Genomic DNA, 26,783 nt, shown 5'->3' with positions numbered 1-26,783 from the left:
ATGCTCTCAGTTTGGCACATTCGATGCCGTCAAGTAGGAGCGTCCATTTCATCGTCCATGCGGCTCACCCGGCGAAGTCGCTCGCCTCAGCGCAGTTTTTGACGCCGGAAAGATGCTTCATCCTGTAGTTAATGCGTTTGTCAGCAGTCTGAAAGGCGACGTAAGTCGCCTTTGTTGTCATTACATATATTGATTGCCATTACACATGTTGTCGCTGTATACGCGGCGGCACGCCGCGTAAATCACACTTCATAATCCGGCTGCGGTTCCGACTCAGGGATGATCAGCACTTTCATAATCCGATGGCTTTCCACCGTCAGTACCCGGAATAGGGTATTGTCGATGTGCACTTCGTCGCCCTGCTGCGGGATCTTCTGCGCGTACTCCATCAACAGGCCGGCCAGCGTGTGGTATTCCCGTTTTTCATTGAGTTGCAGCGGGATGTACATCAGCAGGTCCTCGACCGGCAGGTAACCGTTAGCCGTCAGCGTGCCATCGTCGTTTTCCTGAATATCATGGCGAGCGTCCAGTTCCTCCCCCTCCAGCGGCAAGTTACCGGCGATGGTTTCCATAACGTCGCTGAGGGTGACGACCCCTTCAATAGAGCCGAATTCATCGGCGACAAAAGCAAAGTGCGTGTGTGCTTCACGGAATTGCTCCAGCGCCGAGAGCAGCGACAATTGTTCCGGAAACACCAGCGGTTGGCGGATCAACGCCCGCAGATCCAGGGCTTGCCCATGTAGTTGCTGACGTAGCAGATCGATAACGTGCACGACGCCCAGCGGCTCGTCGGACACATGGCTGTCGAACATCACCAGCCGGGTATGCTGATTTTTTTCCATCAGCGCCGGGAAATCCGCCGGATCGGTGTTGATATCCACGTGTTCGATATCATGGCGGATGGTCATGATACTGCTGACGGAGCGCTGCGACATACCGAGTACGCGCTCGATCATGCGTTGTTCCTGCCGGTTGAATACCGGCTGGCTGGCATTGCCGATATTATCCGCGACCCGATCGACCGCCGGTTTATCCCGCTCGGCTTCTTCATGCTCACCGCGCAGTAATCGCAGCACGGCCTCGGCGGTACGCTGGCGTAACGGGGTCGATGAAGAGAGAAAACGTCGACGATTGAACTGTGCCAACTGGTTGAGCATTTCGATCATGACGGAGAAACCAATGGCAGCGTAGAGGTAACCTTTTGGAATCGGGTAGCCAAACGCATCCGCCACCAGACTAAAGCCGATCATCAGCAGGAAACTCAAACACAGGATCACAATGGTCGGGTGGGCATTAACAAAACGCGTCAGGGGTTTGCTGGCCAGTAACATCAGGCCGATGGCGATAGTAACCGCCGCCATCATCACCGGCAGGTGCTCGGTCATCCCGACGGCCGTGATCACCGAATCCAGCGAGAATACCGCATCCAATACCACAATCTGCGCGACTACCGGCCAGAAACGCGCACCCTGACGTTGGGTCTGCTGCGCTTGATCTTTGCCTTCCAGCCGTTCATTCAGTTCCGTGGTGGCTTTGAACAGCAGGAATAGCCCGCCCACCAGCATAATCAGGTCGCGCGCGCTAAACGGGTGCCCGTAAATGACGAATAACGGGTGGGTCAACGAAACCAGCCAGGAGATGGACGACAGCAGTACAAATCGCATCAACAGCGCCAGCAATAACCCGACGACCCGTGCCCGATCACGGGATTTTTCCGGCAATTTCTCCGCCAGAATGGCGATGAAGATCAGATTATCGATACCTAAAACCAGCTCCAGCACCACCAGGGTAGCCAGGCCGGCCCATATTGTCGGATCCGCGATCCATTCCATAGGCTGAGTTCACCTTTTTCTCTATCAGTTTGTATGCGCATAGCGTATCAGGCGTTGCGTTGCTCAACCATAACGCGACCGATTGCCATTGACGGATATCAAATTACAGCCTGCTGAGATTCCGTTTTTCTATGTGAGAGAGATCACAAGACTTTCAGCAAGATGGAATGTATTGCAGCGCGTATTGTGAAGCGGAAAAATACGGAGAGAGGTCAAAAAGTAACCAGTCTCATTAAGGCGGTGCATTATATGCCACATTAAGATTATGGCCGGAAAAAAGGGGCATTCGATGACTCTATTATGAGCGCATTGATGTGTTAACAGCATTATTATATGAAAATGAAATATTTATTAAGATGTCTCTGATATATTTAATTTGTTGTTTTTAAACAATAAAAATATCTTTGATCATAAGAGAAATTGCATGGAATGTTAGTATTTTTCCGAAAAAAAACATCAGGAAGATATTTGTCTTGTTATAAGCAAATATTTTTTACTACTCTCCGGTGTGGCGATATTGACACAACTTTAAAAATATTTAATTCGAAACTTTAGTGTCATTAATGTTTTTACGAGCCATTTTTACGAGTCAGTTAATGACGAGTCACAGCAATAGCTGGGCAAGTCTGAAACAACAACGGGACAGCGAGTTGGTAGCTACAAGCCAAGGGCGGTAGCGTACCTGAGGCGATATCCCCGACAGCGGCAAGCTGGTGTTTCAGTGCATGTCCGGCAGGACGTTGAAACCGTTCAGCAGCCAGATTACCGGTATTACTTGCCGGTCTGGCTATGCGAAACGCAACAACCGTCGATGGGTCCACCCTGAATTTATGGCGTGTGGGCTGCCTGTTACTCACTTGACTGAAAGGCGATGGCGTAAGGATGTTAACCCTGACACTGCGATTTGTACCGTCGGTTCAACCGGCGACATTCCCCCTGACCGGCGCATGGTATGCGCTCGCGTCGCCCTATTCCGCCCACAGCGATGTAACCACACAGCCTGACGACATAGGTCGCGCTCGACCGACCTGTGCCAACACTTTCCTTCCCTTTCCAAACGACACACAGCCTGACGACGCCGTGCTGCTATCCGACGCGATCCCCGTTTTGCGGGCCGGAAGCGTTGCTGCCGGCGGCGTACTTGCTCTGGTCCTGTTGTTATGCCGATGTTGTTATGCCGATTTTAGCGTTTAAAAAATAAAAACGGTGTTTTGGGTTATAAACCGACGGACGGGAGCGTGAAGAATATACATCTCATCAAATTATTACCGATCAATGCCTTAGAAAAAGGCGGCCCGATCGCCCGAGGCAGTATCGGCCAGACAATACTGCTCTGTTGTTTCTTACTTTACTCAAAGCGATGGCATAAAGGATGTTAAAACCAACACTGAAAGTTATACCGCTGATGTTGTCGGCGACATTCCTGGCGAGCTGTACGCTGGTGCCAGGCACGCACCTGTCTACCGGTGGAAAAGAGGTCGTAGAGCAACCGGATGATGATTTTAATATCAATAAATTGGTTAATATTTACCCGGTTACGCCGCTGCTGATAGACAAAATGCGCTTGCGACCGGCGATCGCCCAAAACAATCCGTCGCTGGAAGATGAACTGAAACGCTACGAATACCGCATCGGTATCGGCGATGTCTTGATGGTCACGGTGTGGGATCACCCGGAGTTGACCACCCCGGCGGGGACTTACCGCACCGCCGCCGACACCGGTAACTGGGTTCACTCCGACGGCACCATTTTTTATCCCTACATCGGCAAGATGCATGTTGTGGACAAAACCCTGACCGAGGTACGCGATGAAATTATGCGCCGTCTGGCGCAGTACATCGAGTCGCCGCAGGTGGAAGTGAGCGTGGCCGCTTTCCGTTCGCAGAAAGCCTATGTCACCGGGGAAGTGGTGCGCTCGGGCCAGCAGCCGATCACCAACGTACCCTTGACGATTCTGGATGCCATCAATAATGCCGGCGGGCTGAGCGAGTTTGCCGACTGGCGCAATCTGGTGCTGACGCATAACGGCAAAGATGAACGGATTTCTCTGCAGGCGCTGATGCAGAACGGCGATCTGTCGCAAAACCGCTTGTTATACCCCGGCGATATTCTGTTCGTACCGCGTAACGACGACCTGAAAGTGTTCGTCATGGGGGAAGTGAACAAACAATCCACACTCAAAATGGACCGCAGCGGCATGACCTTGACCGAAGCGCTGGGCAGCGCCGAAGGGATAAACCAGATGGTCGCCGATGCCACCGGGGTCTTCGTTATTCGTCCGCTACGCGGTACGCAAGGGCCGAAACTGGCCAACATTTATCAGCTCAACACCAAAGACGCCACCGCACTGGTGATGGGATCGGAATTCCCGTTGCAACCGTATGACGTGGTGTATGTCACTTCAGCGCCGATTGCACGCTGGAACCGCCTGATTTCGCAACTGGTGCCGACCATCAGTGGGTTTAATGACCTGAGCGAAGGCAGCCTGCGCGTTCGTACCTGGCCGTAATGGTAGAGGAGTGGTGTTGATGTTTAACCGTATTCTTGTCATCTGCGAGGGCAATATCTGCCGCTCTCCGACCGGTGAGCGTTTGCTGAAACAGGCACTGCCGGGGAAAAACGTGGCCTCTGCCGGTTGGCGGGCGATGGAAGGAAAACCCGCCGATGAAACCGCCAGCCTGGTAGCGGCTGATCACGGTGTGTCGTTGGACGGACACGTTGCCCGTCAGTTAACCGGTTCGCTGTGTCGGCATTACGATCTGATTCTGGTGATGGAAAAGGCGCACATTGATGCCGTGTGCCGTTTCGCACCGGAAGTCCGTGGGAAAACGTTGCTGTTCGGGCACTGGGTCAATCAGCAGGAAATTACCGACCCGTACCGCAAAAGCCGGGAAGCCTTTGAATGTGTTTATACCCAACTCGAACAATCTGCCCGCAAGTGGGCGCAGGCGCTGAGCCGTTAACCAGTCAGGGATTACGATGTCAGAGAGAATTGCCGTGAAAACACTTGAAGCGGACAAGGCGGATGAAATTGACCTGGGGCGTTTACTGGGGACTGTGCTGGATCACCGCTGGCTCATTATCAGCATCACCACCATTTTTACCATGCTGGGCATTCTGTATGCACTGCTGGCAACCCCGGTGTATCAGGCGGATGCGATGGTGCAGGTTGAACAGAACGTCAGCGATTCGCTGATGAGCGATATTTCCAAAGTCTTGCCGGATACCAAACCGCAGTCTGCGCCGGAAGTCGAGTTGCTCCGATCCCGGATGGTCGTCGGGAAGACGGTGCAGGATCTGGGGTTGGATACCGAGGTGGAGCAACGGTATTTCCCGCTGATAGGGAAAGGCCTCGCCCGTCTGAAGGATGAAGAACCCGCCCGTATCGTGGTGTCCCGGCTGTCGGTGCCGGACGGCTGGCTGGATGAAAAAATGACGGTGACGATTCAGGAAGACGGTATCTATCGTTTTACCGCCGGTAAGGATGCGGAGTTTATCGGTCGTATCGGGCAGATGGCGTCTCACGGTGGTTTCAGTCTGCTGGTGAGCGATACCAATGCGGCGCCGGGAACGGTGTTTTCAGTCAGAAAGAAAAACACGTTGACCGCCATCAACGACGTGCTGAGCGAACTGGCGGTGGCGGATAAAGGAAAAGATACCGGCGTATTGCAGCTCACGCTGGAAGGCAGCGACCCGGCGCTGGTGAAAAAGACGCTGACCAGCATCAGCGACAATTACCTGCAACAGAATGTGGATCGCAAGTCGGAAGAGGCGGCCAGGAGCCTGACCTTCCTGAAAGAGCAGTTGCCGTTGGTACGGGCATCGCTGGAAACGGCGGAGGACAAGCTGAACAAGTACCGTCAGCAGAAAGACTCGGTGGATTTATCGCTGGAGGCCAAGTCGGTGCTGGACACCATGGTCGATGTCGAGTCGCAGCTTAACCAACTGACGTTCCGCGAGGCGGAGATCTCTAAGCTGTATACCCGTGAGCATCCGGCTTATCGGGCATTGATGGAAAAGCGCGCCACGTTGGAAAAGGAGCGCGACAACCTGAACCGGCGCGTCAGCGGTATGCCGAAAACCCAGCAGGAAATCGTACGGCTGACGCGGGATGTGAGTGTTGGGCAGGAAGTGTACGTCCAGTTGATGAATAAGCAGCAGGAGCTGAGCATCAACAAAGCCAGTACCGTCGGCAATGTGCGCATTATCGACCCGGCGGTGGTTCAACTGAAGCCGGTGAAACCGAAGAAAACGCTGGTGATTGTGCTGGCGGCTATTCTGGGCGGGGTGGCGGCCATCGGGTTTGTGTTGCTGAAAACCCTGTTGCATCGCGGCATCGAAAGCCCAGAGCAACTGGAAGAGCTCGGCATCAATGTTTACGCCAGCGTGCCGTTGTCGGAATGGCAACAGAAGAAAGATCGGGAATTTGCCGGCAAAAACCGTAAACGCAATGCCCGTTCCGATTCGCTGCTGGCGGTTGGCAATCCGGCTGATCTGGCGATCGAGGCGATCCGCAGTCTGCGTACCAGCCTGCATTTCGCCATGATGGAAGCCAAAAACAATGTCCTGATGATCTCCGGCGCCAGCCCCGGGATCGGTAAATCTTTCATCAGCGCCAACCTGGGCGCGGTGATTGCGCAGGCCGGGCAGCGGGTGCTGATCGTCGATTGCGACATGCGCAAAGGGTATGCCCACCACCTGCTGGGGGCCGCGCCTGAAAAAGGATTGTCGGATGTCCTGTCCGGCCAGATCGAGGCACCGCAGGCGTTACGCACGACAGTCGTGGAAAACCTGTTTTTCATCCCGCGCGGCCAGATTCCGCCCAACCCGTCGGAACTGCTGATGCACAGTAACTTTACGGCCTTTGTCGATTGGGCCACGCAGCAATTCGATATCGTGCTGCTGGATACGCCGCCGATTCTGGCGGTCACCGATGCGGCGATCATTAGCCGTCAGGCCGGGACATCGCTACTGGTGGCGCGGTTCGAAACCAACACGCCGAAAGAAGTGGAAATCAGTATCCGACGTTTTGAGCAGAATGGTGCGCCGATCAAGGGCGTGATTTTGAATGCGGTGATCCGCCGGGCATTGAGCTATTACAGCTATGGTTATGATTCATATCAATATTCTTACGGTTCGGATAAAAAATAAGTGGTAGTGAATGGTCGGTATGACACACCGCTTTATGGCGTAACGGAAGTCTTCGAACGGCAGGGCAACGGTGCCGCTGCCATTCCCCCGACGCATCAGTCAGGGACAGGGGGAACAAGCAAAGCCAATGCTTCTGCATCGGTAGTATGGCGGGCATAAAAGAGTAAAAATAAGGACAGCCAGTATGAAGGTTATGATTATCAATACTTTATATCATCCATATAAAGTTGGAGGTGCTGAAGTTTCAGTCCAACTGTTGGCTGAAGCACTGGTACAGTGCGGGCATCAGGTGCGGGTGCTCTGCCTGACGCCGGATACACAGCGCAGCGAGCAGCTGATTGGTGGCGTCGGGGTGTGTTATCTGCCGTTGGCGAACCACTACTGGCCGTTTGACGGTAAAACGCGCTCCGCCGCTCAGAAAATGCGTTGGCACCTAAAGGATTACTACAATCGCGATATGCGTAAGGCGGTCATGCGTGAAGTTCAGGCGTTTTCACCCGATATCGTGCATACCAATAATCTTGCCGGTTTTTCGGTATCCGCCTGGTCGGCGGCAAAAGCGTGTGGGGTGAAAATTCTGCATACCAGCCGGGATTATTACCTGTTTCATCATAATGCAACCCTGTTCGCCCGCGGGCAGAACCAGGATCCCGATGCTGTCTGCATTCGTCTGATGTCGATGATGAAAAAACGCCTGAGCCGGCTGGTGGACGGTTATGTCGGTATCAGCCGATTTATCTGCGAGATGCATCGGGATGCCGGTTTCTTTCCCCGCGCTCATCATTCCTTCATCTATAACACGGTGCCGACCGTCGAGTGTGGTGGAGAAAACCCAGCGACCAACACGGGAGTCAGGCGCATTGGCTTTATTGGCAAACTTTCGTCAGAGAAAGGATTTGATGACTTTTGCGCACTGGCCCGGCATTACCAGCATCGGCCCGACTATGTTTTTTATGCCGCAGGCCGCATCACGCAGGATAACCCGTTGGTTGAGGAAGCTCGCCGGTGCGGCGTGACGCTGCTGGGGTTTGTCAGCCTGGAAGCGTTTATGCAGCAGGTCGATGTAGTGGTGCTGCCGGTGAAATGGCATGAACCATTTGGTCGGGTGGTGGTGGAAAGCATATTCCATGGAAAAGTGGTCTTAACCAACCGCATGGGCGGCATCGACGAGCTGGCCGCGATGTTGCCGAATATTTACTTTATGGAAGACATCTCGGTAGACAACGTGGATGCGTGTGCCGAGCCGCTTTGTCCCGATATGCTGGCGCATTTTACCCCCGGCCGGGTTGCTCAGGAGTACGAGCAGGCTTACCGCAACGTACTTGGCGCCTGATACGGACACGTTATTCAGGCCCGTTTCACTCAGGATGAGGTGGGCCGTGTTGAGTCGTTGATACCGATAATCGGCGATTTCGCTGGTTGAACGGTAGGAACTGAAAGAGGGAAACGCATAAGCCGCACTGGTAGTCATAGTGTCGTAATCAAGGATGTGGTCTGTAACGCATTGCTTTATATGCTCTGGGTTAGTATGGCTATCACTTTGATTATTATCACTATTAACTTAATGCGGAGAGGGCGGACGTCGCGCCTGGTGCCTGAACGAGGCACCCCGTAATTGCCAGGGACAACTCTCTATGCGAATTCTGATTATCAACACGCTGTATCACCCGTACAAGGTGGGGGGCGCCGAAGTGTCCGTGCAGTTAATGGCGGAAGCACTGGTACGGCGACACCATCAGGTACAGGTACTGTGCCTGACGCCGGAAAGGCAGCGCAGCGACGACGTCATCAATGGCGTTGCCGTGTGTTATGTGCCGCTGGCGAACGATTACTGGCCGTTTGATGGTGAAAAAAAGTCTTTTTACCAGAAGGCGCGGTGGCATCTGAAAGATTATTACAACGTCGAGATGCGCACCGTGGTGATGGAGGTTATCCGGGAGTTTGCACCTGACCTGGTGCATACCAACAATATCGCCGGGTTTTCCGTATCGGCCTGGTCGGCGGCGAAAGCCTGCGGCGTGAAGATTCTGCACACCAGCCGGGATTATTATCTGTTCCACCATAATGCGACGTTATTTAGCCGCGGCCGAAATCAGGAGCCGAACGCACTGAGTATTCGTCTGCTGTCTGCTCTGAAACGACGGTACAGCCGTCTGGTGGACGGTTATGTAGGGATTAGCCAGTTTATTTTAGAACGCCATCGTCAGGCTGGCTTTTTTCCCGGCGTACACCAGTCATTTATTTATGACATTGTGCTGCCTGCAGTGCAGGACGCCGAACCGGCAGCCGCGGCCACGAGCAACGGAAAACGCTGGCGTATCGGTTTTATCGGCAAGCTGGCGGAAGATAAGGGATTTGACGAATTTTGCCTGCTGGCGCGGCATTATCGCCATCATCCGGATTATGCCTTTTACGCGGCAGGGCGCATCACCCAGGGTAATCCGTTGGTGGAAGAGGCGACAAGCAGCGGCGTGACGCTGTTGGGTTTTGCCAGCCTGGAAGCGTTCATGGGGCAGGTGGATATTGTGGTATTGCCGGTGAAATGGCATGAACCGTTCGGCCGGGTGCTGGTGGAAAGTCTCTTTTATGGCAAACGTGTACTGACTAACCGGATGGGGGCGGTCAGTGAATTATCGACCTTATTGCCGAATATTTATTTCATGGAAACCTGTTCGCTGGAAGAGGTTATCAGAAAACCGTTACAACCACTCAGCCCGGAAATAGTGAATTCTTTTACGCCGGATATCATTGCCGGAGAATTTGAAAAGGTTTATGTGAAAATGCTGATGCCTGAATGCTATGGGCATAATTTATCGCCTGCAAAAGGGGAAAAATAAACTCGTAAAGTGTTGATTGGCAGGTTTTTGGAGAAGGAATCCCAAAAATAATCATTTTCTTTTATTTGAACGGTTACATCATCCGATGTAACCGGAAGGGGATGTCATTCATGTATGTGAATACACGTAATTTGCTGGGGCATACTACCGGTGTGCAACGTTATACCAGAAAGATTGTTGATTATATTTCCGCTGTGGGTGTCAGGGTGGAGCCAATACAACCTGAAAATAATATCTATGGGATGAAAGGACATTTATGGGAGCAGTTTTTATTACCGCGAAAAATGGCTTCAAGGGAGATATTGTGGTCGCCCTGTAATACCGGGCCGCTCCTGATTAAAAAACAGATTGTCACTATTCACGATACCGTGCCTTTTGATCATCCGGAATGGCTGAATAAAAAGTTCGTTGCCTGGTATCAATTTATGCAGCCGCGTCTGGCGAAAAAAGTGGATCACATCATTACCATTTCCGAGTTTTCCAAGGAACGCATCATGCACCATCTACGGGTGCCGGCAAGCAAAGTGTCGGTCATTTACAACGGGGTGGACGTGCAATCTGATTCCACGACGGGAACGGCGCAGAGCGGCAAGCCGATCATCGATGCAGAGTACTTACTGTCGGTGGGGTCACTGGAGCCGCGTAAGAATATTCCTCGACTTATTAACGCATTCTTACGATTCAGGCAGGAAAGTGGGAGCGACATTCGGCTGGTGATCGTGGGTAAGAAAGGGGTGATGCGGGTTTTTGGCGATGACGGGTCCGCGGCACTGGCCGACAACGATGCCGTGACGTTTACCGGTCATGTCAGCGATGACGAACTGGTGAGTTTGTACCGACATGCGCGCGGGTTTTGCTACCCCTCGATGTATGAAGGCTTTGGATTACCGCCGCTGGAGGCGATGAGCTACGGGCTGCCGGTATTGACCAGCGATTCCTCCTCGATGAAGGAACTGTGTGAACAGCGGGCGATTTTAGTTGATCCGCTGTCGGTGGAGTCTATCGCCGAAGGCATTCATCAACTGGTGAACGGTCAGGGGCCGGTTGGGATGCGGGAGAAGGGAGAGGCGTTCGCCCGATCGCTGACATGGAAGCGATGTGCATCTGAAACGTTACGTGTACTGGAGCGCTAAAGCCGCGTACGGCGTAACGAAATCGACAGTTTTTTCACTTTTCAGGTGTGCAAGAGAAACGATATGAACGTCAATTTTGTGGTTCCGGTTTATAACGGCGGCAAGATCTGGGAACAGTGTGCAGCCGCGCTGCATGACTGCCTGGTTGCGGAGCAACTGTCGCCACAGCAGGTGCTGGTGATTGATTCATCGTCGCGGGATAACTCGCGTGATGTGGCGGCGCGCTACGGTTTTCGTTGCCGCACGATTACATCGGCTGAATTCAACCACGGTGGTACGCGTAATCTCGGGGTGGAAATGAGCGACGGCGACGTCGTGGTATTTCTGACTCAGGACGCGATTCCCCAGGCCGATTTTATTCGCAAGATCGTGTCGGCGTTCGACGACGAACAGGTCGCGGTCGCCTATGGCCGCCAGTTACCCCATGACGATGCAAATCCGTTGGCGCGCCATGCTCGCGGCTTCAACTACAGTACCCGCAGCTATGTGATGGGGATCAGCGATAAGCCGCTCTACGGCATTAAAACGGTGTTTACCTCGAATTCGTTTGCGGCCTATCGGGCGAAGGTATTTCGCCGGTTGGGCGGGTTTCCGTCCGACACGATCCTTAGCGAGGATATGTATCTGGCGGCACTGGCGGTACTGGCGGGATATCGGGTGGCGTATGTGGCGGAGGCGGCGGTTAAGCATTCGCACAATTACACGCCGGTGGAAGAGTTCAAACGTTATTTTGATATCGGTGTATTTCATTGCGATGAAAAATGGATTAGGGAGGAATTTGGCGGTGCTGGCGGTGAAGGAACACGATTTATTTTCTCCGAGCTCCGTTATCTGATGAAAGAAAATCACTATCGGTGGATACCTCGTGCTTGTGTGCACAATGCCCTGAAAATTGCGGGATATAAATTAGGGCAGCATTATCAAAAAATACCTCAGGGCTTAATCAGGAAACTGAGTATGCATAAAAGATTCTGGCAATAATCTCTACGTGTATAGGTGAACGACTATGGTCAGGAAGAAAGAAAGTGTAGTTTATGCGATTCCCTCGCTGGTTTCAGTATTTCAGCGTTTTTCTGATATGACGGTAATCTTTATCAGCGTAATATTGGCATGTCTGGTAACAAAAAAAGAGATATCAACAGCGTCTTATTTAATCGCGTTGATTAGCTTTTCTGTTTTTCAATTGTTGGCGGGTTTCACTCATTTTTATCGTTCGTGGCGCGGAGTGGGGCTTTATACGGAAATTCGTACGTTGATTATTAATTGGGGGCTCAGCATTACGTTTGGCGCGGGTATTTTATCTTTAGTGCCGAATCAATATATTGGTTATCATTTTCATGCGGTTTGGTTTTTATTTACCATAGTGGGATTTGTGATATCACGCACCCTGATTCGGGTCGTGATACAATATTTGCGAAAATTGGGTTACAACAAAGTCAACGTGGCGTTTATTGGCGCGCAACCTGCCGGGCCTTATCTGGCGGAAAGCATTAAACAGGCACCCTGGCTGGGGCTGAGCATCATGGGTTATTTTTCTGAAAATAGCCAGTTTCAGTACAGCTATGAGCGCAATGGCGTGCGTTGTCTGGGTGATGTGGAGGAACTGGTACGACGGGCTCGTAAAGGGGATTTGGATAAGATTTATATTGCGTTCTCGTTGCAGGAAGCTGAGCTTATCCACCATCTGATGTCGGAACTGGCGGATACCACCTGCACCGTCATGCTGGTGCCGGATATCCTGACGTTCAATGTGCTGCAATCGCGCAGCGACATCATCAACGGCATTCCGGTGGTGTCGTTGTATGACTCGCCGATGAGCGGTGTGAACCGCTTGCTCAAACGGCTGGAAGATATCGTGGTCGCGTCGGTGATTACTGTGCTGATTTCCCCGCTGTTATTGGGTATTGCGTTGTTGGTCAAGCTGACCTCCAAAGGGCCGGTGATTTTCCGGCAGACGCGTTATGGCATGGACGGCAAAGCGATAGAAGTGTGGAAATTTCGCAGTATGACGGTGATGGAAAACGGCGACACCGTGATTCAGGCCAGTAAGGGCGATAAGCGTATCACGCCGGTAGGCGCGTTTTTACGCCGCACATCGCTGGATGAATTGCCGCAATTCATTAATGTGATCCGCGGCGAAATGTCGATAGTCGGGCCTCGTCCTCATGCCGTGGCCCATAACGAACAGTATCGCAAGCTGATCAAGGGTTATATGCTGCGGCACAAAATGAAGCCGGGTATCACCGGTTGGGCTCAGATTAACGGCTGGCGCGGTGAAACCGACACGCTGGAGAAGATGGAAAAGCGGGTGGAGTGCGATCTTTTCTATATCGAAAACTGGAGCGTCTGGCTGGATATCAAGATCATCTTTCTGACGATTTTCAAGGGATTTGTGGGAAAATCAGCGTATTAACTCATTTCTGAAAGGTCATTATTCATGAATATTCTGGTAACGGGTGGGGCTGGGTTTATTGGTTCAGCCGTGGTGCGTCATATCATTCAGCATACGCAGGACCGGGTCATGGTGGTGGATTGTCTGACCTATGCCGGCAATCTGGCGTCGTTGAAAGAGGTGGCGGCCGATCCCCGTTTTTTGTTTGAGAAAGTCAACATCTGCGACCGGGCTGGGCTGGATCGCGTGTTTACGACCTTTCAGCCGGATGTGGTGATGCATCTGGCGGCGGAAAGCCACGTTGATCGTTCTATTGACGGTCCATCCGCCTTTATTGAAACCAATATCACCGGGACTTACACCTTGCTGGAAGCCGCGCGACAGTACTGGTCGGCGTTGCCGCAAGCGCGTAAGACGGCATTTCGTTTCCACCATATTTCGACGGATGAGGTCTACGGTGATCTGCACGGCACCGACGATCTGTTTACCGAAACCACGCCCTATTCGCCGAGCAGCCCGTATTCCGCCTCCAAAGCCGCCAGCGATCATCTGGTGCGCGCCTGGCTTCGAACCTACGGTTTGCCGACGCTGGTGACCAACTGTTCCAATAATTACGGGCCGTATCATTTTCCGGAAAAGTTGATCCCATTGATGATCCTCAATGCGCTGGAAGGCAAACCGCTGCCGGTTTACGGCGAAGGCAACCAGATTCGGGATTGGTTGTACGTCGAGGATCACGCCCGGGCGCTTTACACCGTCGTGACCAGCGGCGAAGTTGGGGAAACGTACAACATCGGTGGGCATAACGAGCGGAAAAATATTGAAGTGGTACAAACCATCTGTGCGTTGCTGGATGAGCTGAGACCGGAGAAACCGGCCGGCATCCGCCATTACGCCGAGCTTATCACCCATGTAACCGACAGACCGGGGCACGATCTGCGTTATGCGATCGACGCGTCGAAAATCTACCGCGAACTGGGTTGGAAGCCGCTGGAAACCTTTGAGTCCGGCATTCGTAAGACAGTGGAATGGTATCTGGCGAACGAGATCTGGTGGCGTAGCGTTAAGGATGGCTCCTATACCGGTGAACGCTTAGGTTTACCCCTTTAATCGTATTCTAGTTAAGGAAAGTTCAATGAAAGGCATTGTACTGGCAGGCGGTTCCGGAACGCGACTGTATCCGATTACCCGCGGGGTATCGAAGCAACTGTTGCCCATTTACGACAAGCCGATGATTTACTATCCGATTTCGGTACTGATGCTGGCCGGTATCCGGGATATTTTGATCATTTCCACGCCGGACGACCTGCCCGCATATCGTCGGCTGCTGGGCAACGGCAGTCGGTTTGGAGTTAATCTCTGTTACGCCGAGCAGCCGTCGCCGGATGGTTTGGCGCAAGCGTTTCTGATTGGCGAAACCTTCATCAACGGCGATCAGTGTGCGCTGGTGCTGGGCGACAACATCTTTTTTGGTCAGAGTTTTGGTAAAAAATTGGAAAGCGTCGCCGCCCGCACCGAAGGCGCTACCGTTTTCGGTTATCAGGTGATGGACCCTGAGCGTTTCGGCGTAGTGGAGTTCGATAAAAACAATCAGGCTATCTCGCTGGAAGAAAAACCCAGCAATCCGAAGTCCAACTGGGCGGTAACCGGGCTCTATTTCTACGACCGACACGTGGTGGAAATGGCTAAGCAGGTGAAACCTTCCGCTCGCGGCGAGCTGGAAATCACCACGCTCAATGAAATGTACCTGCAACAGGGAAACCTGAATGTGGAAGTGCTGGGGCGTGGTTTTGCCTGGTTGGATACCGGCACCCACGACAGCCTGCTGGAGGCTTCCCAGTTCATCAGCACTATCGAGAAACGTCAGGGCTTCAAGGTCGCCTGTCTGGAGGAAATCGCGTTCCGCAAAGGCTGGCTGACGCGTGAACAGGTGGCGGATGAAGCCCGTTATCTGGCTAAAACCCATTATGGCCAGTATCTGGCCCAGTTATTAACGGGGATGTGATATGCAAGTTCGTGATACCGCCATTCAGGGCGTCAAAATCATCCAACCTAAGGTCTTTGGCGATGCACGGGGCTTTTTTCTGGAAACGTTTGAGAAAAAGCGCTACCAGGAGATGCTGGATATCGACCTGGATTTTGTGCAAGACAACCACTCCCGTTCGGCCAGAGGCGTGTTGCGCGGGCTGCATTTTCAGACCGTCAATCCGCAAGGGAAACTGGTGCGCGTGGTGCGTGGCGAAGTGTTTGACGTCGTGGTGGATATTCGGCCCGACTCGGCGACATACGGTCGCTGGGAAGGGGTTCTCCTGTCGGAGGAGAATAAGGCCCAGTTCTGGATCCCGCCCGGTCTGGCGCACGGTTTTGTGGTGCTCTCCGACCTGGCGGATTTCGAGTACAAGTGCACCGACTACTACAACCCGGCTCACGAAGGGTGCCTGTTATGGAATGATCCGGATATCGGCATCGATTGGCCGATCGCCTCGCCTTTGTTATCGGAAAAAGATAGCAAAGGTAAAACATTTAAGGAGCTATGGGCATGAAAGTGTTGTTAACCGGTGCTAACGGTCAGTTAGGTCGTTGCTTTCAGGATCGGTTGCCGCAAGGGTGGTCGGTACTGGCAACGGATACCGATTCGCTGGATATCACTGATGAAGCGCAAGTGCAGGCGACGGTGGCATCCTGGCAACCGGATGCGATTGTTAACGCCGCGGCCTATACCGCGGTGGACAAGGCGGAATCGGAACCCGAACTGGCGGCGCGCATCAATGTCGCCGGGCCGGAATATCTGGCTCGGGCTGCGCGTCAGCAAGGCGCGCGTTTTATCCACGTGTCCACTGATTATGTGTTTGATGGTACGGCGACCCGTCCCTACATCGAAACCGACGCTACCCACCCGCTGGGCGTGTACGGTCAGACCAAGCTGGATGGCGAACGGGCGGTATTAAAGGTGAACCCGGCCGCGCAGATTGTGCGTACGGCCTGGGTATTCAGCGAGTACGGCAACAACTTCGTCAAAACCATGCTGCGGCTGGGCCGCGAGCGGGATAGCCTTGGCGTGGTGGCCGATCAGCGTGGTTGTCCGACCTATGCCGGCGATATCGCCGACGCCATCATCGGCGTGTTGCAGCAGCAGGCGGAAGGGGGGTTGTATCACTTCTGCGGCGATGAAGAAGTGTCGTGGCACGCGTTTGCCGATGCGATCTTCGCCGTGGCCGATAAGCAACAGCTATTGAGCCACGTGCCGACGGTGAATGCGATCACCACCGAGCAATACCCGACGCCGGCAGCGCGGCCGGCGTATTCTACCTTGAATTGCACTAAAATCGCCCGTTTAGGCATATCGCCATCCGCCTGGCGGGCGGCATTGAGCGTGATCATTCCCAAATTGGTCTGATGATTATCAGGCGCGGTAAATCCTGTTGATGGATTTACCGCACATCATTCCCGTATTTCCTTATCTTCGGTTGGCAGAGATGACAGGTCACGATCGGATCAGTATCGCGTTGGCCACCTATAACGGTGGGCGCTATATCAGACAACAACTGGATTCCATCCAGCATCAGACGCATCAGGACGTTATCATTCATGTGTGTGACGACGGTTCCCGTGATAACACGCTGGAGGTGGTGCGGAGTCATGAGCTTTATCAGCAGGGTAAAATCCGTATTTATCCTGGCAACGGCGGTTTGGGGGCAATGAAAAATTTCCGTCGCGCGATTGCCTGCTGCGAAGATAACTATATTGCCCTGTGCGACCAGGATGATTATTGGGTGCCGGAGAAGCTGGAGCTGCTGCTGCATGAGGTCAAATCTCATGAACAGGGCCGGGAAACGCCGGTACTGGCATTTTCCGATCTGGAGATCGTGGATACGGTGTTGGGGCCGCTGTTTCCCTCCTTTTATCGCGCCTCCATTAAATCGTCGGCAGCTCGCCAGCCGGAGGATTTCGTCGTCAGCAATCATATCCCGGGTTGCGCCATGCTGTTCAATCGTGCCTTAAAACAACTGATAGAACCGATGCCGGACGATATTCGTATGCACGACTGGTGGATTGCGATAATCGCCGCTCATAGCGGGAAGATAGCCTATATCGATAAGCCGCTGATTAAGTACCGCCAGCATGGCAATAATACCGTCGGCGCGCCCGGTATTCTGCGAAAGCGCCTGTTGCCGGATAGCGTGCTGTGTCTGAGGAGTTATTCGGTGACCCGGCGGCACAGCCGCACCATGTTGAACGCCCTGACGCATTTTTGTCAGCAGCATCCGTCCGAACATACCGATTTTCTGCGCGTGATCCGCGGAGAAGCCGGCATGTTAAGCAAGCTGTCGCTGATGCGGCGAGCCCACAACGGCGAGCGAAAACTACTGAGTTGTGCGATCTGGTGGATGGTATGAGTGATAAAAAGGCAATAAAGCGCGAGGTTATCTATCTCTATATTATCCAGATTTCCAATATGCTGTTGCCGCTGGCGACCTTTCCCTATCTTGCCAGAGTGCTGGGCGCGGAGTTTTTCGGCAAACTCAGTTACGCGCAATCCATCAGCTTTATCGCGTTATTTATTGTCGATTTTGGTTTTAACTTTTCTGCGGCCAGAAAAGTCAGCGCCCAGGCCGGCGACATCGCCGCCATTAATGCCCTGTACTCGAATGTGCAATGCGCCAAAGCCATACTGTTGGTGTTGGTGATGGTGTTGGGAACCATTGTGGACCTGCTGACGGCGCAGTCGGAAACGGACGCCATCCTGTTCTTTATCGGCCTGGTGTCGTCGTTGAGTTCATTGCTGTCGGCTGCCTGGTTATTTCAGGGGATGGGGAAAAACTCCCATCTGGCTATTCTGAACCTGATTTTCCGCATACTGGCGCTGGGGTTGATTTTCCTGTTGGTCAGTTCACCGGCGGATATTTATCTGGCGGCGATTATCCAACTGTTCCCACCGGTGTTGGTCGGGCTGGTGATTCAATACCACTTGCAGCGCCGTGAATCGATACGCTGGCGGTTGGCGGGCATCAATCTGCACGGGGTGATGGCCGAAATCAGGGAAAGTTTTCACAATTTTTCCGCCTCATTGTTCACGTTGGGATTCACTTATCTGAATCCTGTGGTGATCAAATTTATGTTCGGCGACGCCGCGCTCGGTCATTATGCGGTGGCGGATAGGCTGGCATCGGTATTGCGCCAATTGTATAACCCGATAGTACAAGGCAATTTCAGTCATATTTGCAGTTTGTACAACCGGCTGGCGTACAGCGCTATTCGCGCGCAGCTGATGAAGGTACTCACGATGTTTTCATTGCTGACCGCCAGCGCGTTTTTGGGCAATCTGCTGATGGGGGCGCCGTTGATACACTGGGTGTTCGGCAAGGAGTACGATATTAGTCACCTGCTGACCATCATGATTGTCACGCAGTTTGTGATCTCGTTGTCGATTATTCTGGTTAACTTGATCATTATTCCCGCCGGATTGAGCGTGTATTTGAAGCGGGTCTATTTCATCGGCCTGCTGTGCCATTGCTCTTATCTGTTTTTCTTTACGCAATGGTGGGGCATGTATGGTGTGGCCGTTGCGGTCGGGGCGACGGAGTTCATCATTACGGTGATCTTCTTTTTTATGGTAATGAAAAAAAATATTTTGGGTACCCGAATGTCAGGGATGCCTGAATAATAGCAATACTGAACATAAAGCCGATACGGTGCCGGCATTCGAGGTCGCTGCTGAATAATTCAAGTCATGCAGCCAACACACCTGTAACCTGAAATATGAAAGGGATAATACAGCGATAATGCCGGGCATCAGAATGGAATCGTCACTGCAACCCTGTTTTCCCAGGAGAGAACGTCATGATTAAAAATGCAATTCTGGTGGTGTTGTATAATAAGGGACTGGAATCGTCCACAACCTTGCAGACGCTGATTCAACATCCGTTTAAACAGATTAAACTTACTATTCATAATAATGGTCCTTTTCGTATATCTGAAGAGGACAGCTTCTTTCTTCGTCTGAAAACCATTTATGAACAGGTTGAGTTGGTTAATTGTCTGGAAAACAAACCGTTGAGTCAGGTATATAATCAATTTGTCGCGAATAATTTACAGGTGGAACGGTGGGTTATTTTGGATGATGATACCACCATTAACGAATCATTCTGGTTTGCAGTAGAACATACGCAGGCGGATATCGAGTGCCCACGGATTATCTCCAGTATTAATTACAAAACCTATTATCCGGTATCAAAAGGGGAAATTGTGCTCAATTATCAGGACTTGGACCCGGCAACTGCGTTTTCTATCGGTTCCGGGTTGATCATCCACCGTCGACTCCGGGATGTTTTTGAGCGCCATAACCTGTCGCTGTTTGATGAAAACTATGCGTTATACGGGGTGGATGTCAGCGTGTTCCGCCGTATTCATCGCCTCAGCGCCGGCGGCGAAAAATTTGTATTGAAAAGCAGTTGCTATCTGGAGCATGGCCTTTCCCGATCTGAAAAAAAAGAAAGCGAGTTTCGCATCGCGGAAAATCTGATCGACCTGGCGATTTCCGCCCGCCGTTACCCTCAATTTCATTTGTATTACCATCTTGGCTGGCGGTTGTTAAAACAATTCATTCGCTTACGGTTTAAAACGGTTGTGGTTACCATGCAGGCATTTTTTCGTGGTAAGCATCCGCGCTGTAGTTAGTTTTTATCGATGTATACCCTTCATACTTCACGTTGCAGGTGCGTTGGCTGCCCTTACTCACCCCAGTCACTTACTTATGTAAGCTCCTGGGGATGAAATGAGAGACATCCTGTCTCTCACCAGAGGCCAGCCTTTGGCTGGTCAAATTCGTTCCCGACGAATTTGTCGCTCGATTGCCGCCTGCCTGCAACTCGAATTATTTTGGGTATAGTTTTTATCGATGTGGTTTTTATCGATGATCGTCATGCTGTCGATTTGCCAGATTTTTATTTTTGATAATTGTCGAATCATAAAACCGACTGACTTTATCTTATTTTTTTATTCCTAAATAAAATCCACTCACTCCAAATAATTCAGATGACAGGGGCAATACCCTGCGATTTGAAGTATGACGGGTATGCCACCCTATTCATCAAGGTGCGATTATGTCCAATATTATTCCTGTCATTATGGCCGGCGGCAGCGGCAGCCGGTTATGGCCGTTATCCCGGGAATTATTTCCCAAACAGTTTTTGCCATTGGGCGATGAGGGCCGTTACAGCCTGCTGCAAAATACGTTGGCGCGATTACAGGGGTTACCGTTTCTCACGACGCAGCGCCCGTTGGTCATCTGCAATGAGGATCACCGTTTTCTGGTCGCCGAGCAGTTGCGCGAACAACAGCAACTGGGGAGCAATATTATTCTGGAGCCGGTTGGGCGCAATACCGCGCCGGCTATTGCGCTGGCAGCCCATCTGAGCGTGAAAACCGACCCCGACAGCCTATTGCTGGTGTTGGCGGCCGACCATCTGATCAAGAAAACCGGGAACTTCCATCAGGCCATTCAGCAGGCGCTGCCGTATGCCTATGAAAACAAATTGGTGACTTTTGGCATCGTCCCGACCACGCCGGAGACCGGTTATGGCTATATCAAGACCGGTGCGTCGTTGTCCGACGGCGGATTTACGGTTGATGAATTCGTGGAAAAACCGGATCTGGCCACCGCCGAGCATTACCTCAAATCCGGTGATTATTGCTGGAACAGCGGCATGTTTCTGTTTCGTGCCGCCAAGTACCTCGATGAACTGCAAAAAAATCAGCCGGATATTTACGAACTGACCCGCGTAGCCATGGCGCGCAGCCAGCGTGATATGGATTTTATCCGCGTCGAGTCGCGTGCGTTTATGGATTGCCCGAGTGATTCCATCGATTACGCCGTAATGGAAAAAACCCGCGACGCGGTGGTGATCGCTTTCGATGCCGGCTGGAGCGATGTCGGGTCGTGGTCGTCGCTGTGGGAGGTATCGGAGAAAGATGCGCAGGGTAACGTGACGCTGGGGGATGTCATCGCGCTGGATAGTCATAACAACTATGTTTCCGCCTCCTCTTCATCATTGGTCGCCACCATCGGCATAGATGACGCCATTATCGTCAACACCGGGGATGCCTTGCTGGTCGCGGCCAAAGATCGGGCGCAGGACGTCAAAAAGATCGTGGAATGCCTGAAAGCACAGAACCGACACCAGTTTCGCGACCATACCGAGTCGTTCCGCCCCTGGGGTAAGAGCCGCAATATCGACGCCGGCGAGCACTATCAGGTGAAGAAACTCACCGTGCGCCCGGGGCAGGGATTATCGTTGCAGCAGCATTTTCACCGTGCGGAGCATTGGATCGTGCTGTCCGGCACCGCCAGGGTTCAGGTCGATGACAACACCTATTTTCTGTCGGAAAACCAATCCACGTTTATTCAGCCAGGCGCAGTACACACGCTGGAAAACCCCGGGTTGATTGACCTTGTGATGATTGAAGTACGTTCAGGACGCTATCTGGAAGAGGACGATATCGTCCGCTTGCATGACCGCTATGGTCGGGTATGAAGGGAGAAGGAGCGATGTCCGCATTAACCTGCTTTAAAGCCTATGATATTCGCGGCGAGCTGGGCGCCGAGCTCAATGAAGAGATTGCTTACCGCATCGGCCGGGCTTACGCCGAGGTGATTCAACCCCGGCGCGTCGTCGTGGGGGGCGATATCCGGCTCACCAGCGAATCGTTAAAACGCGCGCTGGCTGATGGCCTGCGCGATGCCGGGGTCGATGTCTACGACATCGGTTTGTCCGGCACGGAGGAGGTCTACTTCGCGACCTTCCACTTTGGCATGGACGGCGGCATCGAAGTCACCGCCAGCCACAACCCGATTAATTATAACGGTATGAAGCTGGTGCGCGCGGGGTCCCAACCCATCAGCGGCGACAGCGGTCTGAAAGATATCCAACGGCGGGCGGAGGAAAACCGCTTCGTACCGGCAGACCCGCATCACCGTGGGCGTTATGAAACGCTGGCGGTATTGCGGCCGTATGTCGAGCACCTGATGTCGTACATTAATCCGCGTAACCTGACGCCGATGAAAATTGTCATCAATAGCGGTAACGGCGCCGCCGGTCACGTGGTGGATGCGCTGGAAGAGGCGCTATGTCGCCACGGCGCGCCGCTGACCTTTATCAAGCTCCATCACCAACCGGATGGGACGTTTCCCAATGGCATTCCTAATCCGTTGCTGCATGAGTGTCGGGCGGATACCGCCCGCGCGGTACGGGAACATCAGGCGGATTTCGGGGTGGCGTTTGACGGCGATTTCGACCGTTGTTTCCTGTTCGACCATCAAGGGCGGTTCATCGAGGGGTACTACATTGTCGGGCTGCTGGCGGAGGCTTTCCTGAATAAAGCACCGGGCGCCACCATCATTCACGATCCGCGCCTGACCTGGAATACGGTAGATATCGTCACCCGCCAGGGCGGTAATCCGGTGATGTCGAAGACCGGACACGCCTTTATCAAAGAGCGGATGCGTAAGGAAGACGCCGTGTATGGCGGTGAAATGAGCGCACATCACTACTTCCGCTCGTTCGCCTACTGCGACTCCGGCATGATCCCGTGGTTGCTGGTGGCGGAATTGATTAGCGTACGTGGACAATCCCTGTCGCAACTGGTGAGCGAACGTATGCAGGCTTATCCGGCTTCCGGAGAGATCAATTCTCTGTTGACCGATCCGGTCGCGGCGATTGCGCGTGTGCGTGCCGCCTTAGAACCGCAGGCGCTGACGGTGGATGAAACCGATGGTATTAGCCTGACATTCGCCGACTGGCGTTTTAACTTGCGCAGTTCCAACACGGAACCGGTGGTGCGCCTTAACGTCGAATCACGGCAGAATGTCCGGTTAATGGAGGAGAAAACCCGAACGATTCTGGCGCTGTTGCGTCAATGTTGAGGTGATTTCTGGCACTCTCTCGCATGTTTTCCGTGGTTAGCGGGTGCTGAATTAAGGCGGTGAATGGTATTATCTCCGCCATTCAAGTCACATTAAGAGTTCCTGAATGAAATTTCTTGTTACCGGCGCGGCCGGCTTCATCGGCTTCTATGCCTGTCAGTCACTCTGCGCCGCCGGGCATACGGTGGTGGGGATCGATAACCTCAATAGTTACTACGAGGTATCGCTCAAGGAAGCGCGTCTGGCGAAACTGCGCGCGCTGTCCGGTTTCCATTTCGAGCGGATAGATATTGCGGATAGCCAGGCGATGGCGGCGTTGTTCGCGGCGGAAAAATTCGAGCGCGTTATCCACCTCGCCGCGCAGGCCGGGGTGCGTTATTCGTTGGAAAACCCGATGGTGTATGCACAAAGCAATCTGATCGGACATCTGAATGTGCTGGAAGGGTGCCGTCATAACGGCGTCGGTCACCTGATTTACGCCTCTTCCAGCTCGGTGTACGGGCTGAACGGCAAAACGCCGTTCGCCACCGCCGATTCGACCGATCATCCGATCTCGCTGTACGCCGCGACCAAGAAATCCAATGAACTGATGGCGCACTCCTATTCGCACCTGTACGACCTGCCGACCACCGGTTTGCGCTTTTTCACGGTATATGGGCCGTGGGGACGTCCGGATATGGCGCTGTTCAAGTTCACCCGCCGCATTCTGGCTGGTGAACCGATCGATATCTACAATCAGGGCGACATGTGGCGTGATTTCACCTATGTCACCGATATCGTGGAAGGGGTGCTGCGTGTGGTGGACCAAATCCCGACGCGTAACGCCGACTGGACGGTGGAAAGCGGCTCGCCGGCCACCAGTTCCGCGCCATACCGCCTTTACAATATCGGTAACGGTAGCCCGGTGCGGCTGATGGATTTTGTCACGGCGCTGGAGTCGGCGTTGGGGCGTGAGGCGGTGAAAAATTTCATGCCGATGCAGGCCGGCGACGTTTATCAGACTTATGCCGATACCAGCGACTTGTTTGCGGTGACAGGCTATCGGCCGCAGGTCGGTGTGAATGAAGGGGTGCGCGCTTTCGTAGACTGGTATCGGGATTTCTATCAGGCCTGAACGAAATAAATTAAAGAGAATCCCCCACGTGTTCGGGGTGCCGGGCTGCGTCGGCATGTTGAACCACGCATCTGCAACCTAAGTGCACAACCTAAGGTTGAGGGGGAAGACGGCATCAGGCGGCCGGCGTCTTCGCGGCTTTGCCGGTGTTCTGGAACGGGTACAGTGTGTTACCCGGTAGGATGATGGACAGATGATGAAAATTGCAATTGCGGGTACCGGTTATGTTGGCTTGTCCAACGCCATGCTGCTGGCGCAGCATAATGAAGTGGTCGCGGTGGATATCGTCGCCGAAAAAGTGGACATGCTGAACAAAGGCATCTCCCCGATTGTGGATAAGGAAATCGAAGCTTATCTGCGCAACCCGGCGCTGAATTTTCGCGCCACGCTGGATGCCGAGTCCGCCTATCAGGGCGCGGAGTTCGTTATTATCGCCACCCCGACGGATTACGATCCGAAAACCAATTACTTCAACACCCGCTCGGTGGAAGCGGTGATCGGTAAGGTGCTGGAGGTCAATCCCGACGCCGTGATGATCATCAAATCTACTATCCCGGTGGGGTATACCGCTCAGGTTCGCGAGCAGTTCGGCACCGAAAATATCATCTTCTCGCCGGAGTTCCTGCGTGAAGGCCGAGCGCTGTACGACAATCTGTATCCGTCCCGCATCGTGGTGGGCGAGCGTTCCGAACGTGCCGAGCGTTTTGCTCGCCTGTTGGTGGACGGCGCCATCAAAACCAATATTCCGGTGCTGTTTACCGGTTTGACCGAAGCCGAAGCGATCAAACTGTTCGCCAATACCTACCTGGCGATGCGTGTGGCCTACTTTAACGAACTGGATACCTATGCCCAGACCCTGGGGCTGGATAGCAAGCAGATCATCGAAGGCGTCGGGTTGGATCCGCGTATCGGTCAGCATTACAACAACCCGTCGTTCGGTTATGGCGGTTACTGCCTGCCGAAAGATACCAAGCAACTGCTGGCTAACTATGAATCGGTGCCGAACAACCTGATTCGGGCGATTGTCGACGCCAATACCACCCGCAAGGATTTCATCGCCGATTCGGTTATCAGGCGTAATCCGAAGGTGGTGGGGATTTACCGGCTGGTGATGAAAACCGGGTCTGACAATTTCCGCGCCTCCGCGATTCAGGGGGTGATGAAGCGCATCAAGGCCAAAGGTATCGATGTGGTGGTGTATGAGCCGGCGCTGAAAGAATCGGAATTCTTCCGCTCCCGCGTGATTCATAATCTGGATGAATTTAAACGGATGTCCGACGTGATTCTGTCGAACCGAATGGCGCCGGAATTGTCTGATGTAATGGAAAAAGTGTATACCCGCGATCTCTTCGGCGCCGATTAGGTGTATTCTGGCGCCAGAAAAATTAATGTGACGCGGTCTTTGTCGTCGCGCTAAACAGCAGCATGTTTTTGAGAGAACACGAAATGACAGCATTAAAAGCGATTATCCCCGTTGCCGGTTTAGGGATGAACTTGTTACCGGTTACCAAAGCGATTCCAAAAGAGATGCTCCCGTTGGTTGACCGGCCGGTCATCGAAAAGATTGTCAACGAATGCGTCAATGCGGGGATTAAAGAGATAGTGCTGGTGACGCACGCCTCTAAAAACGCCATTGAAAACCATTTTGATACCTCTTTTGAGCTGGAGTCGATGCTGGAAGAGCGCGCCAAACGTCAGTTACTGGCGGAAGTTAAGTCCATTTGCCCGCCGGGCGTGACCATCATGAACGTGCGTCAGGGGCAGACGCTGGGTCTGGGGCACGCGGTGTCCTGCGCTCACCCGATTGTCGGCAACGCGCCGTTTGTGGTGGTGCTGCCGGATGTGGTGATGGACGACGCTTCCGCCGATCAGTCGAAAGACAATCTGGCGCTGCTGATTTCCCGTTTTAAAGAAACCGGCCACAGCCAGGTGCTGGTAAAACACCGCCCTTACGAAGTCTTGCCGGAATACTCCATCGTGGAGTGCGAGAAGCCGCTGAATCAGGCGGGCGACGCGTCGGCGATCACCTCCATGATTGAGAAACCGGAACTGGCGCCGGTGGAAGGCTCCGATTTGTCGGCGGTTGGCCGTTATGTGCTGACTGCCGAAGCCTGGCCGATTTTGGAAAACATCGTGGCGGGCGCGTGGGGTCGTATCCAACTGACCGACGCTATCGCTGAGCTTATCAAAACCCAGCAGGTGGATGCGGTTCAGATGGCGGGACGCAGCTTCAACTGCGGCCGGAAGATGGGTTATGTGCAGGCGTTTGTCTCCTACGGCCTGCGTAATCCGGAACTGGGCGATGCCTTCAAAACCAAAATCAAGGCATTGCTGGAGAAATATTAATCCGTGCCTGATGCCCGATAACACGCTGGTGTTATCGGGTTTTTTCTGACTACCGC

21 protein-coding genes are annotated in these 26,783 nt (G+C 53.1%); 20 read left to right on the top strand and 1 reads right to left on the bottom strand.

The features are described 5' to 3' along the window. Positions 1-242 precede the first annotated feature (242 nt). Positions 243-1,832 carry a TerC family protein gene (locus tag FDP13_RS05875; RefSeq protein WP_033577833.1) on the bottom strand — a complete coding sequence of 530 codons (1,590 nt, stop codon included), beginning with the start codon at positions 1,830-1,832 and terminating at the stop codon, positions 243-245. A 1,372-nt stretch (positions 1,833-3,204) separates the two neighbouring features. On the opposite strand from FDP13_RS05875, the gene FDP13_RS05870 reads away from it, so the two are divergent. The 20 genes from FDP13_RS05870 (at position 3,205) to FDP13_RS05775 (ending at position 26,727) form a co-directional block, all read left to right on the top strand. Then, entirely contained in the window at positions 3,205-4,341 is a 1,137-nt protein-coding gene (locus tag FDP13_RS05870; RefSeq protein WP_012770543.1) for a polysaccharide export protein, read from the top strand. A gap of 19 nt (positions 4,342-4,360) precedes the next feature. Further along, positions 4,361-4,795: a protein-tyrosine-phosphatase gene (locus FDP13_RS05865; protein WP_012770542.1), complete on the top strand. Its 435-nt coding sequence runs from the start codon at positions 4,361-4,363 to the stop codon at positions 4,793-4,795. 16 nt (positions 4,796-4,811) lie between these two features. Then, positions 4,812-6,983, top strand: a complete 2,172-nt coding sequence (wzc, locus tag FDP13_RS05860) for a tyrosine-protein kinase Wzc (RefSeq protein ID WP_143838993.1) — start codon at positions 4,812-4,814, stop codon at positions 6,981-6,983. 184 nt (positions 6,984-7,167) lie between these two features. Next, positions 7,168-8,316: a glycosyltransferase family 4 protein gene (locus tag FDP13_RS05855; RefSeq protein WP_143838992.1), complete on the top strand. Its 1,149-nt coding sequence runs from the start codon at positions 7,168-7,170 to the stop codon at positions 8,314-8,316. Positions 8,317-8,617: 301 nt separating this feature from the next. Next, the gene (locus FDP13_RS05850; protein ID WP_143838991.1) at positions 8,618-9,820 is read left to right on the top strand and encodes a glycosyltransferase; all 1,203 of its coding nucleotides are present in this window, start codon (positions 8,618-8,620) and stop codon (positions 9,818-9,820) included. 110 nt (positions 9,821-9,930) lie between these two features. Continuing rightward, positions 9,931-10,953, top strand: a complete 1,023-nt coding sequence (locus FDP13_RS05845; protein WP_143838990.1) for a glycosyltransferase family 1 protein — start codon at positions 9,931-9,933, stop codon at positions 10,951-10,953. Positions 10,954-11,016: 63 nt separating this feature from the next. Next, the gene (locus tag FDP13_RS05840) at positions 11,017-11,934 is read left to right on the top strand and encodes a glycosyltransferase family 2 protein (RefSeq protein ID WP_033577828.1); all 918 of its coding nucleotides are present in this window, start codon (positions 11,017-11,019) and stop codon (positions 11,932-11,934) included. 25 nt (positions 11,935-11,959) lie between these two features. Next, the gene (gene wcaJ / locus FDP13_RS05835) at positions 11,960-13,366 is read left to right on the top strand and encodes an undecaprenyl-phosphate glucose phosphotransferase (protein ID WP_033577827.1); all 1,407 of its coding nucleotides are present in this window, start codon (positions 11,960-11,962) and stop codon (positions 13,364-13,366) included. Positions 13,367-13,390: 24 nt separating this feature from the next. Beyond that, positions 13,391-14,455, top strand: a complete 1,065-nt coding sequence (gene rffG, locus FDP13_RS05830; RefSeq protein WP_012770535.1) for a dTDP-glucose 4,6-dehydratase — start codon at positions 13,391-13,393, stop codon at positions 14,453-14,455. A gap of 25 nt (positions 14,456-14,480) precedes the next feature. Next, complete coding sequence (rfbA, locus tag FDP13_RS05825; protein WP_033577826.1) at positions 14,481-15,350, top strand: glucose-1-phosphate thymidylyltransferase RfbA; 870 nt, start codon at positions 14,481-14,483, stop codon at positions 15,348-15,350. Between the two features lies 1 nt (position 15,351). Next, positions 15,352-15,888 carry a dTDP-4-dehydrorhamnose 3,5-epimerase gene (gene rfbC, locus FDP13_RS05820; protein ID WP_012770533.1) on the top strand — a complete coding sequence of 179 codons (537 nt, stop codon included), beginning with the start codon at positions 15,352-15,354 and terminating at the stop codon, positions 15,886-15,888. Then, on the top strand, positions 15,885-16,742 hold the full coding sequence (gene rfbD / locus FDP13_RS05815; RefSeq protein WP_143838989.1) for a dTDP-4-dehydrorhamnose reductase: 858 nt from the start codon (positions 15,885-15,887) through the stop codon (positions 16,740-16,742). The genes rfbC and rfbD overlap by 4 nt, the downstream gene beginning before the upstream one ends. A 79-nt stretch (positions 16,743-16,821) precedes the next feature. Then, positions 16,822-17,742: a glycosyltransferase family 2 protein gene (locus FDP13_RS05810; protein WP_143839003.1), complete on the top strand. Its 921-nt coding sequence runs from the start codon at positions 16,822-16,824 to the stop codon at positions 17,740-17,742. After that, positions 17,739-19,010, top strand: a complete 1,272-nt coding sequence (locus tag FDP13_RS05805; protein ID WP_143838988.1) for an oligosaccharide flippase family protein — start codon at positions 17,739-17,741, stop codon at positions 19,008-19,010. Before FDP13_RS05810 ends, FDP13_RS05805 begins: the two co-directional genes overlap by 4 nt. Positions 19,011-19,186: 176 nt before the next feature. Further along, the gene (locus tag FDP13_RS05800) at positions 19,187-20,023 is read left to right on the top strand and encodes a glycosyltransferase family 2 protein (protein WP_012770529.1); all 837 of its coding nucleotides are present in this window, start codon (positions 19,187-19,189) and stop codon (positions 20,021-20,023) included. 425 nt (positions 20,024-20,448) lie between these two features. Continuing rightward, positions 20,449-21,879 (top strand): mannose-1-phosphate guanylyltransferase/mannose-6-phosphate isomerase, encoded by a 1,431-nt coding sequence (locus FDP13_RS05795; protein ID WP_143838987.1) that lies wholly within the window; start codon positions 20,449-20,451, stop codon positions 21,877-21,879. A 14-nt stretch (positions 21,880-21,893) separates the two neighbouring features. Continuing rightward, entirely contained in the window at positions 21,894-23,267 is a 1,374-nt protein-coding gene (cpsG, locus tag FDP13_RS05790) for a phosphomannomutase CpsG (RefSeq protein ID WP_143838986.1), read from the top strand. A gap of 106 nt (positions 23,268-23,373) precedes the next feature. Beyond that, positions 23,374-24,381 (top strand): NAD-dependent epimerase, encoded by a 1,008-nt coding sequence (locus FDP13_RS05785; RefSeq protein WP_143838985.1) that lies wholly within the window; start codon positions 23,374-23,376, stop codon positions 24,379-24,381. A gap of 196 nt (positions 24,382-24,577) precedes the next feature. Continuing rightward, positions 24,578-25,744, top strand: coding sequence for a nucleotide sugar dehydrogenase (locus FDP13_RS05780; RefSeq protein WP_143839002.1), 1,167 nt, complete (start codon positions 24,578-24,580; stop codon positions 25,742-25,744). A gap of 83 nt (positions 25,745-25,827) precedes the next feature. After that, the gene (locus FDP13_RS05775) at positions 25,828-26,727 is read left to right on the top strand and encodes a sugar phosphate nucleotidyltransferase (protein WP_143838984.1); all 900 of its coding nucleotides are present in this window, start codon (positions 25,828-25,830) and stop codon (positions 26,725-26,727) included. The last annotated feature ends 56 nt before the right edge of the window (positions 26,728-26,783 follow it).

This window comes from Dickeya sp. ws52, from assembly GCF_007210685.1.
GTDB lineage: Bacteria > Pseudomonadota > Gammaproteobacteria > Enterobacterales > Enterobacteriaceae > Dickeya > Dickeya chrysanthemi.
Note: the sequence above shows the minus strand (reverse complement) of the source record. Positions and strands in the feature narration are given on the sequence as shown.